The organism is uncultured Clostridium sp. (genome assembly GCF_937920395.1).
In the GTDB taxonomy this organism is placed as follows: Bacteria; Bacillota; Clostridia; order Clostridiales; family Clostridiaceae; genus Clostridium_AD.
In genome coordinates this window covers 1-9140 of the sequence record NZ_CALEVF010000307.1, presented here as the reverse complement: position 1 = coordinate 9140, position 9140 = coordinate 1, and the positions used below count along the sequence as shown (strand labels likewise).

Annotated in this window: 9 protein-coding genes; 2 read left to right on the top strand and 7 right to left on the bottom strand. The window is 30.3% G+C overall.

Annotation, left to right across the window (positions count from 1 at the left end):
* Nucleotides 1–293 precede the first annotated feature (293 nt).
* Nucleotides 294–593, top strand: coding sequence for a nitroreductase family protein (locus Q0649_RS19310; protein WP_367179418.1), 300 nt, complete (start codon nt 294–296; stop codon nt 591–593).
* Here the strand turns inward: Q0649_RS19310 and Q0649_RS19305 are convergent.
* The 7 genes from Q0649_RS19305 to Q0649_RS19275 all read right to left on the bottom strand — a co-directional run bounded on the left by Q0649_RS19305 (nt 515) and on the right by Q0649_RS19275 (nt 7246).
* Complete coding sequence (locus tag Q0649_RS19305; RefSeq protein WP_298845755.1) at nt 515–1204, bottom strand: type 1 glutamine amidotransferase family protein; 690 nt, start codon at nt 1202–1204, stop codon at nt 515–517. The genes Q0649_RS19310 and Q0649_RS19305 overlap by 79 nt on opposite strands.
* A gap of 69 nt (nt 1205–1273) precedes the next feature.
* Complete coding sequence (locus tag Q0649_RS19300; RefSeq protein WP_298845753.1) at nt 1274–1573, bottom strand: hypothetical protein; 300 nt, start codon at nt 1571–1573, stop codon at nt 1274–1276.
* Nucleotides 1574–1853: 280 nt separating this feature from the next.
* Entirely contained in the window at nt 1854–2153 is a 300-nt protein-coding gene (locus tag Q0649_RS19295) for a hypothetical protein (protein WP_298845751.1), read from the bottom strand.
* Nucleotides 2154–2297: 144 nt separating this feature from the next.
* Nucleotides 2298–2957, bottom strand: coding sequence for a DUF4139 domain-containing protein (locus Q0649_RS19290; protein ID WP_298845749.1), 660 nt, complete (start codon nt 2955–2957; stop codon nt 2298–2300).
* 417 nt (nt 2958–3374) lie between these two features.
* Nucleotides 3375–3557 carry a hypothetical protein gene (locus tag Q0649_RS19285; protein WP_298845747.1) on the bottom strand — a complete coding sequence of 61 codons (183 nt, stop codon included), beginning with the start codon at nt 3555–3557 and terminating at the stop codon, nt 3375–3377.
* Between the two features lie 410 nt (nt 3558–3967).
* Nucleotides 3968–5524, bottom strand: coding sequence for a hypothetical protein (locus Q0649_RS19280; RefSeq protein ID WP_298845745.1), 1557 nt, complete (start codon nt 5522–5524; stop codon nt 3968–3970).
* 36 nt (nt 5525–5560) lie between these two features.
* On the bottom strand, nt 5561–7246 hold the full coding sequence (locus tag Q0649_RS19275; protein ID WP_298845743.1) for a hypothetical protein: 1686 nt from the start codon (nt 7244–7246) through the stop codon (nt 5561–5563).
* 513 nt (nt 7247–7759) lie between these two features.
* Between Q0649_RS19275 and Q0649_RS19270 the strand changes: the two genes are divergently transcribed.
* On the top strand, nt 7760–8296 hold the full coding sequence (locus Q0649_RS19270; RefSeq protein WP_298845742.1) for a hypothetical protein: 537 nt from the start codon (nt 7760–7762) through the stop codon (nt 8294–8296).
* The last annotated feature ends 844 nt before the right edge of the window (nt 8297–9140 follow it).

Sequence of the window (9140 nt, the reverse complement as noted above, 5' to 3'; positions counted from 1 at the left end):
ATTTTCCTACTGTATGTTAATAGCTTACTAATGAAAATAGAATTACTTCCATTCTCAAGAGGAAACAACACGCATTAACGTGCTGCTTCGCAGCTCGCACTATATGTAAATTATAAATATAATTTGTTTTGATTAATCTTAAGCTCTAAGTTCAAGTTGAAATTTAATACCTAATTTTTTTAGTAAACATACTTCGAACTACCGTGAAGTAAAACTACCTTATTATCTTTTGAAAGTTTACTGGATACCCTGCCATCACTACTTCCAAATGCTGAGGTTTCAATAACTATGCTATCATATCATGGCATAGCATAGTTGTTGCAGCGATGCCACAAGCCCCATCAGCATCAAATAAACAACCGTGGAGAATACTTCTTAAAGATAGTGACTTCCATTTTTATAAATATAAAGAATCTTTATATAGCGATAGATTCCCCCACGATATCCAAAGAGTAGATATGGGGATTGCCGCAGCACACTTTGATTTTCCACTTAAAGAAAAAGGTATTAAAGGTCATTTTAATACGGCATCTAAGCCGAAGCTAGCGTTGACTGAGAATATGAAGTATGTTTTTTCTTGGATTAGGGAATAAAAAGTAGAATGCATTTTTTCGAACTCGATTTGGCCTAGTTTATTAAAATCATACCACCGCTTTATAACTTCCTCAGAATCTAAATGAAGTTTGCTGAAAATGAGTCTGGCAAATTCAAGAGGTGCTGATCCATTTGCAGTTATAATGTTACCATCTATCACAGCAGGTTCGTTTACATAACTTTGCGCATTGGTATATTCCTTGGCAGCGTATTTTTCTAAGTCCTCTAAATCGTTTGAAGTATGCTTAACATCATTAAGAAACCCATGCTTTGCCAGAAAAACGGACCCATCACAAATTCCTGCAATAGTCTTGCCCTTTTGTAATGTTGCTTTTACCAAAGGAACAATTTTATTGGACTCGTATGCCCGCCAGCCTGTACCACCAATAAGTATTAGTGCTTCATAATCTTCAGGTACTGTTTCCAGAGAATAATCCGGTAATACCTTAATTCCTCCGATTGAGTGCACTGGCTCCTTGGATAAGCTGATGGTTTTAATGCAGTAAGGATTGTTTTCATCGTCACAATTCAATTCAGCAGCTACATAACCGGCTTCCCAATCAGCGTAATTGCTTAATAAAAATAGTAATACTGTCTTTTTAGTTATCATTTCATCCTCCTCATATAAATCACCATTATTTTAAAGGTTAGTAATAAAATTTATTTTATTATACCATAATTACCATACATTAAGTATATTTACAATTCTCTTAAAATTAGCAATACCAACAATGTAAATGTAACTCAATTGAGAATCCTTTGAAACAAGAAAACAAAAGCGATCACTTTTTTTAAAATCTTTTCTTTTACCCTGTTCCCAAATCCTTTTACTTGTTTCTATCTGTTCAGGAATCAAATATGGAAACACATATTTTTCTGCTTCTTCATATGAACATTCTAGCCAATAAGAATCAATACACTCGTCAACCCATTCTCCATTTATTAGATTACACTTTGGCCAATAATGATTAATTTTCAAATTTATCCACTCCTTTTTAATATCATCTTATTTTTTCCATTACCCATCTACTACTTCATTAGATTCTTTATTTACCACCCTAACATCTAATATAATTTTATTATAAGACTAATGGTATCCGTTTTTTAGGATACCAAGATAAAATAAAAATAAAGATATCCGCAGATATCTTTATTTTTATAAGTATTCCATTTTTCTACTTTCTAAATTATTTAGTCTATAAATTTACATATAAATCTTTATAATCAATTTGTTTTACACTTTAGCCTTCATTCTTTTATTAAATTATTTTCTTTATTTGATTAACCATATCGTTAAAGTAGGCGTTGTTATTAAGCCTCATCCAATTTACTGGATGCATAGGCCACCGAGCGCTATTTCTTGCTTGTACTATGTTTTCAATAATAGCATCTTTTTCCCATAATTGAATTGTGTTAACTTTATTCATAAAAGTATTCTTAATAAACCCAATTATAACGAAAGGAGAATCCTTACACATTTTTAAAAATCTTTCCTTTTCACAAAGAATTATTTCTTCTTTAGGAGTGTGCTTTATGGCGCTTTCACCAACAAATTCCATATTACTATCATCTTCATTTTGTGAATATACTTTTATATTTCCTGCTGGCAGTGGTATCCCTAACCCATTCTCTTCTTTGTTTTCTATTTCTAAAATAATATTAGGACTTCCACAATTAGAGTATTGATAATATTCATAGTATTTTTAATATGAAATGTTTTCCATATTTATAAAGCTAATCTCTTTTGATTGGTTATCTTTAAGTGTAGTTTGCCTACTCATCGTATAAAGATGGTAATCATTAAATGATCTTTCTGAAAAATTAGTTCCACTAATCGGATTAATTTTCATTGGTGAATCAAGTTTAACATATATATTTTTTTTATTTGATGTTCTATTAACAATTCCTGATATTAGCTTTAACTTAGTATTTTCAAATGTTGTACCTGAAGTATTATTAATATTTACCCATCCAGAAATATCTAGAAAATCCTTTTTAGTATTTATCACATATTCGGCTGTCCAATTAAGCCCCTTAGTTATATATGAAACTTCTATTTCACTCTTCTTACAAGGTGCAATTTTCCATACCAAAGCTGGTTTAACAATTAACTCATCCGTAATCTTAGGTAAAACGATTTTTCCTATAGGATTAATGATAATTTCCTTTGTATCAACATTCTCGAAGATCAACCCACCCATAGTACTTAAAAGTCTATATTCTTGCTTTCCATTCTTTTCATAAAGATAAACACTTTTATCCAAAAATTTCTGCAGAATTTTTTTTTCGTTTACTAAATCATAATCATAATTCATTTCCAATACTTCAATTCCATGAATAATAATAGAATCTGTTTCAATCATCTGTGCAACATCTAGATTATGTACATAGCAAATTATGAACTGCTCCTTACTCTATATGTTCATATTAATATTATTTTATGATAATCATTATGCGTAAATTTCTTAAGCTAATCAATGATATATCTAAGAGCACTCCATTTAATAAAATAAACAATCATGTCTAGAAAATTCACTTCGCTCATAAAATCCCTCCGGTGTACATGAACAAATTATAACCACAATTGGTTTTGCTAAGGGCCTTTTCCCTAAGGCATATATGAAAGCTCCTTAAAAAACTATTATAAATTGAAAACCTATTTAATAAAAAAGATATGACAAGAAAGCAGGGATAATAAAATCCCTACTTTCTGTCATATCCTATGGTAATTTTAATCTTTTATTATAATAATAACAAATCCATGATAATTTACAATTTATTTAGTCCTTTTTTTCTTCTGATACATGATCAATTGTAGCTGCAACTCCACCTACTACTGCTGCTACTCCAGCTCCAGTAGCAGAAATCACTCCTACTGCGCCTGCAATTGGTAGTGCAGTTACTGCTATCACACACGCACCTGCTCCTATGCCTATTTTTGTGATTAGTTTTATTAAACTCATCTTAACATCCCCCATTTTTATTATATCTTAGTTTTATTTACCTCAACTACTTAAACAAATTGACTTAATGAAAAATCTAGCTAGGTACTACAAAAGCAATACTTAAATTGCCCTTTAAAGTTTGTAATATATGTATAAATAATAATATTCTACAAAAAATTTCAAATTCCTTTTTTTATAATAAATATTTTCCTTTATTAAATGTAACTATTCTAAAACTATAGTAATAGAGTTTCTCCACTACGTTGCCAATTTCATTAATTGGGTCGTATCATCATCCTAAAAAAAGTAAATATATAAATATATTCTGTGTTGATAATATGAAAACTTTTAAGTAGAAACAAAAATAACTTTTTTTAATTCGCACTAGAAAGGTCCTTATAGTATTTTAAAACCAAATAATTAAATTTTTATACTTCACCATATAGATGATTCCACTCTCGTTCCAAGTCTACATCCATAGATACAACATCTAAAGCATTTTGATTGTAAATAACACGTATTTCTTGTAATCCTGCAAAGGCAAATCTTGACCATGCTACTAAATTTAAATGAAGTGAAAATGTTAATATATTACCACCTGAACGCAATCCTGCATCTATTCCATCTACAAGACATAATGAGCCATGACCTACTAAAAGCATACGTCTGAGTTCTGGTTTATTGCCAAATGGCATAGATTCTTTCCAGCTACGCTCATGATAAAAATGACTCTTGATTGCCCAAAGTAACCTAATCATAATCTCATTAATTACAACTGGTATTACCATAGTTGCCCCATGTCTTGCATCATAGCCTGATTCAAAGACCTTAACAGACAATTCTGCCAAGTTTTTCTGTTCACCATTTACATTAAAGGAACCAAATTTACACAACTGAAACATTTCAAAGAATGGGATAGGAACCCCTGCTCCTCTTCCATTTTTACTATGTCCTCTAGTTCCACTTGAGCCAGAAATATCAGACATAATATGTCCTAACCAATTGCAGAAACCAGAAAAAAGTTTAGAAATGAAGTTTCCTCCTCTTAACTCAAACTCATTTCCTACTGGTTCAACTCTAATAATTCTACCATCTGAAATAAAACTGCTTTTACCTGTAAATTGATCTAAAATTGAAAAGAATAGTCCAATTAAATCAGGTGAATGTCCTAAAGACTTTAAATGGTGATTTTTTGCACTCATATTAAATACACTATCACCTAAATTTAAATCAGATGCATATCTAGCATCATAATTCACTTTAAATCTACGTTCAAGAAATCCAATTGCACTTGCAATGCCCTCTGGTACTGACTTTGAACTATTAAGTCCATTCTTTTTATCAGTCCTCCATACACTTTGTGCAAACTTATTTACTAGCCCATCAACCTTATCATCAGTCCAATCTCCTAATTTACTGTCATGTGGCATCCCTACAAAAAAAGCATCAATTAAACCTGTAGCAACGCCACAAAAAGCTGCAATAAGATAGTCATACTTATCACAATTTGCTTTTTTCATTGTATAGTCTTCTCTTATTCTCTTGCCTAACTCTGCTCTTTCCCATTCGCTCATTAAGCTCTCAAACGGATCTTTTGAGAAATCAATATTATTTTTATCTGCATACTGACTAATACTTTCCATATATTCTTGCCAACTAATATTATCATTACCTCCAACTGTACTAAGCATTTTAAGATTTTCAACCTGAATTTGTGATTTTTCTTCTTCTGTCAATGCAACTACTTCTTTAATATGAGTTTCGTAGTCACTTGTATCTATACATTGTTCTTCACATAACAATTCAGCTTGCATAATTAGTAAATCAAGATTATCTAAATTATCCATATTAATTTCTGATAAGTTATTAAGTGATGACTGAATTTTAGATAATTGATTCTCTATACCTTCTCCTTGATGCTTTTGAACTAACATTGCTTTCCCAGCTTGTTCTAATACTTCATCGCATATATCTTTCTTGGACATTTCACACCACCTACTAATGTTTTTCCACTTAAATGTCTAATTCCCAAAAATGTTTTTAACTAAATTTTTAGCTACTCCTTTTGCTGATGCTAACGCTGCGTCCTTTATGTTTGTATATCCAATAGCCTCAAAAACTGAGTATAGCTGTTCTAGTTGATTTAAAGGAAGCTTATCATTAAGTATAAATTCTGTACTCTTTCTTTCTTCATCCTCATTGTTTGCTTCCTTCTCAATATAGCAAGATAATATATAACCACGTAATTTTTCTTTAGTTGCTTCACTTGTCAATTCATCAAGTCTAGTCATATCTAATGTGTTTGGTAGATGAGAAATCATAGCTTCACTTTCTGCATAATTTATTTTTTGTGATGTTACTTTAGCACCTTTACTCATCATAGATAATATGGCTGATAGTTTTTCAATTTTCTTTGAAGTTTCTAAACCATGTTTTATCTCTTCCATAAGCAATTTTGAAATTTCATTAATATCTTCTATAAGATAATCTAGTGATTTTTGAGAGTTTTTAATTATAGCTTGCAGCATCATTTCTCTTTGTTTATTATTTTCTAAATCACCAATACCTGCAAATTTTTTAATTCCCTTATATGTACCAACACCAAGTAAAACTACTACACCAACTCCAGTAACCATTCCTGAAAATCCTAATACACCCCCCATTCCAACAGTTGCTAATCCAGATGTAATTCCTGCAGCACTCATACCTACTACAGATCCCGAGAAATAAATAGCTGCTAATGGAACACCTACTGCACTTGCCTTAGCTGCTAAATCCTTCATAGACTTTTTTATTTCACTATCATTTTTTCTTAATTCTAAAATTTCTTCATCAGTTTTAATTGCTGCTATAATTAATTTAATTTGTTTGTCTTCAATTTCAAATTTAACTTGTAATGAAGTTAAAAAGTCATTTTCCATCCAACTGTTAATGTCATTTTGAATTTTATATATATATAGTATATCTTTTATAAGTGATTTCTTTATAACATCCAAGCTTCCATCTGGAACATTGTCATTAAGATATTGAATTAAATTATCTGTTTCTTCACTCTCTGAGATATCACACAAATAACTTTTTATTTTCAAGCGATTCTCGCTATTATAGTCAATTCTAACTATTAGTGAGATTATTTCAGCATATTCTTTAGAATCAATCATATCATCATCTGAATATGCAAAATTACATATTGTTTTAATGTATGCATCTTTTATTCCATTATCCATAGATGCAAGTGGAAGCATTTGAGATGTATTTTCATATGACTTTGTTTGTCCTGCTTCATTAATTATTCCATTGATTAAATCTGTTAATTTCTCATAATTTACTCCAAACATATTGGAGTTTAACTCTATTTTTCTTTCATCATTTAGATGTATATATATATGTTTTTGTTCTTCAACTTTTCCGTTACTCTTTTGTTTTGTAGTAAGTTCAAATTCTGATTTTATTATATTTTCAAATTTATATTTTTGTTTTTCCTCTAGTACATATCTCATATACATAGTATCACCAGTAAAAACTATTCCTTCTTTTGCACTACCAAAGAGAGTTGAATCAGCTATTGCTAAAACGTACTCTGGGTTTACACTTGGTGCTATAGCTGAAATTGCATTATTTAATTTCTTTTCTGGAATTTCAGGTACTACATATACCTTTTCAAATGCATTTCCTACATTACTCTTAATATAATTTTCTACTGACATCCTCTCACCTTTTCCCTCACCTAAATTAATATATATATGATAAATTGGTACCAGAGTTTATCTAGTTTTGTTCCAATTATATACATAATACTCATAACTACTTCTAAACCATTCTATTAACAATCTTTCTGCACCCTTATGCCATATTCCTTTAAATTTTCATAATAAATCAAAATAACCCGTTATTATACTAAATAATTCATCTCTTACTTTTATACCAGTAGCAACTGTTTCAGCAGCAACTGAGTCACCAGTTGAATCGGTAGCAACCTCAATTTCAGATACATCAGTGGTATCAGATCCACTTGATGCTATAAATAAGAAAGCTAATAAGAAATTATCATCGATTACCCCCGGAACTACATTGGTTGATAAAAAAGGTAATCCTATTTACTAATGATCCTTTAACTAAAAGTTAACCAAAATGGAGTTACAAAAACAACCCCTGTAACATGGTCATTAAATTCTGTTTCAATCACTAATGCATCATTTTCACTACCAGGCTTATATACTTTGCAGGTTACACTTCCTAAATATAATAACAAAACTATAAGCTTTAAAATTACAGCTATTCCTGACAAAACATTATACTTCGTAAATAGTAGTGGTTATAGAACAAGTGATTATAACCTAATTACTTCCTACATGCAGGATACACTTGCGAATAAGAGTGTTGTTGATCAAGCATATAATGATGGTGATGCTACTCCATGGGGCTTTGTAGGAACAAATACTAATACATCAGGTTCCACCGGTGGAGACATTTTTTCAACGCTAAGATATCTTAATGGCGAAAATAGTAGTACTTCATCTGCAGGCAAGGACCTTACCTACAATTTTACTGTAAAAAATATTTCCGTAACTGATGGAAGCATAAATATAACAATAAGAAATACTGCTTCACAAGATCCATTGATTAATTGGATCATGATTGTTGACGACTCACTGACTCATGATTCTTTAATGGGACTTAATGTAACTTCAACAACATCAAATTTTGCAGAACTCTCCTGGAATAAAGTTCTTGGAGCCACTTTCTATACGCTATAAAGATCAGATAGCGTAGATGGAACGTATACTCCTATTTATAAAGGTAATTTAAATACATTCAGAAGTAGTGATTTGTCCCCTTCTAAAAAGTACTATTATAAGGTTAGTAGTACTAATAGTTCAGGCGAATCACCCCTACCGGATGTTTTAACATTAATAGCTCTAGGTCAGTGATACAAGCACCAAGGTTAATCCTATAATAAATTTTATCACACACAAAAACCTCTATATTATTTATTTAATATAGGGGATGTTTGTTTTATTTTTAAGTTTTATCTTTATAGTTGTATCTAAATAAAATATTACCGTCAAAATATATAATAATTATTTTTCAAATACCTAAATATTATTAATTCATTAATTTTTCATAAAATGATTGATTGTTATAATATCTCAACACTTATTATACTAAGTTTACTCCAAGTCTTTTCTCTTAATTTTATTTAATTTCCTTAATAAGCAAGTTAGCCGTCTCCTCACAAAAAAAACGGGAGAAAACCATCAACAAGTTGTAATCAATTTTCTTGATATCGAATAAAAATGGTATTTTTCCAATAAAAAAGTAGCTATTAAGTATAATAATATTTAATAACTACTCATCTAATAAATTCTTTAATTGACTATATGATAAGCCTAAAAAAATGTCATATATCTCTTTGCTTTTAATTTCCATATCTAATACCTCCAATTCAAACTATTTATATAATATTATATACCAATATGTGTAAATGACTCGAATCAACCTCCTTAGCAACATAGCTTGTCCGTTTCACTACCAATATCTGCAAGGGGTCAGACCCCATAGCCATCAAGCTAGTAGAACCAATTAATGTAATTGAGATTC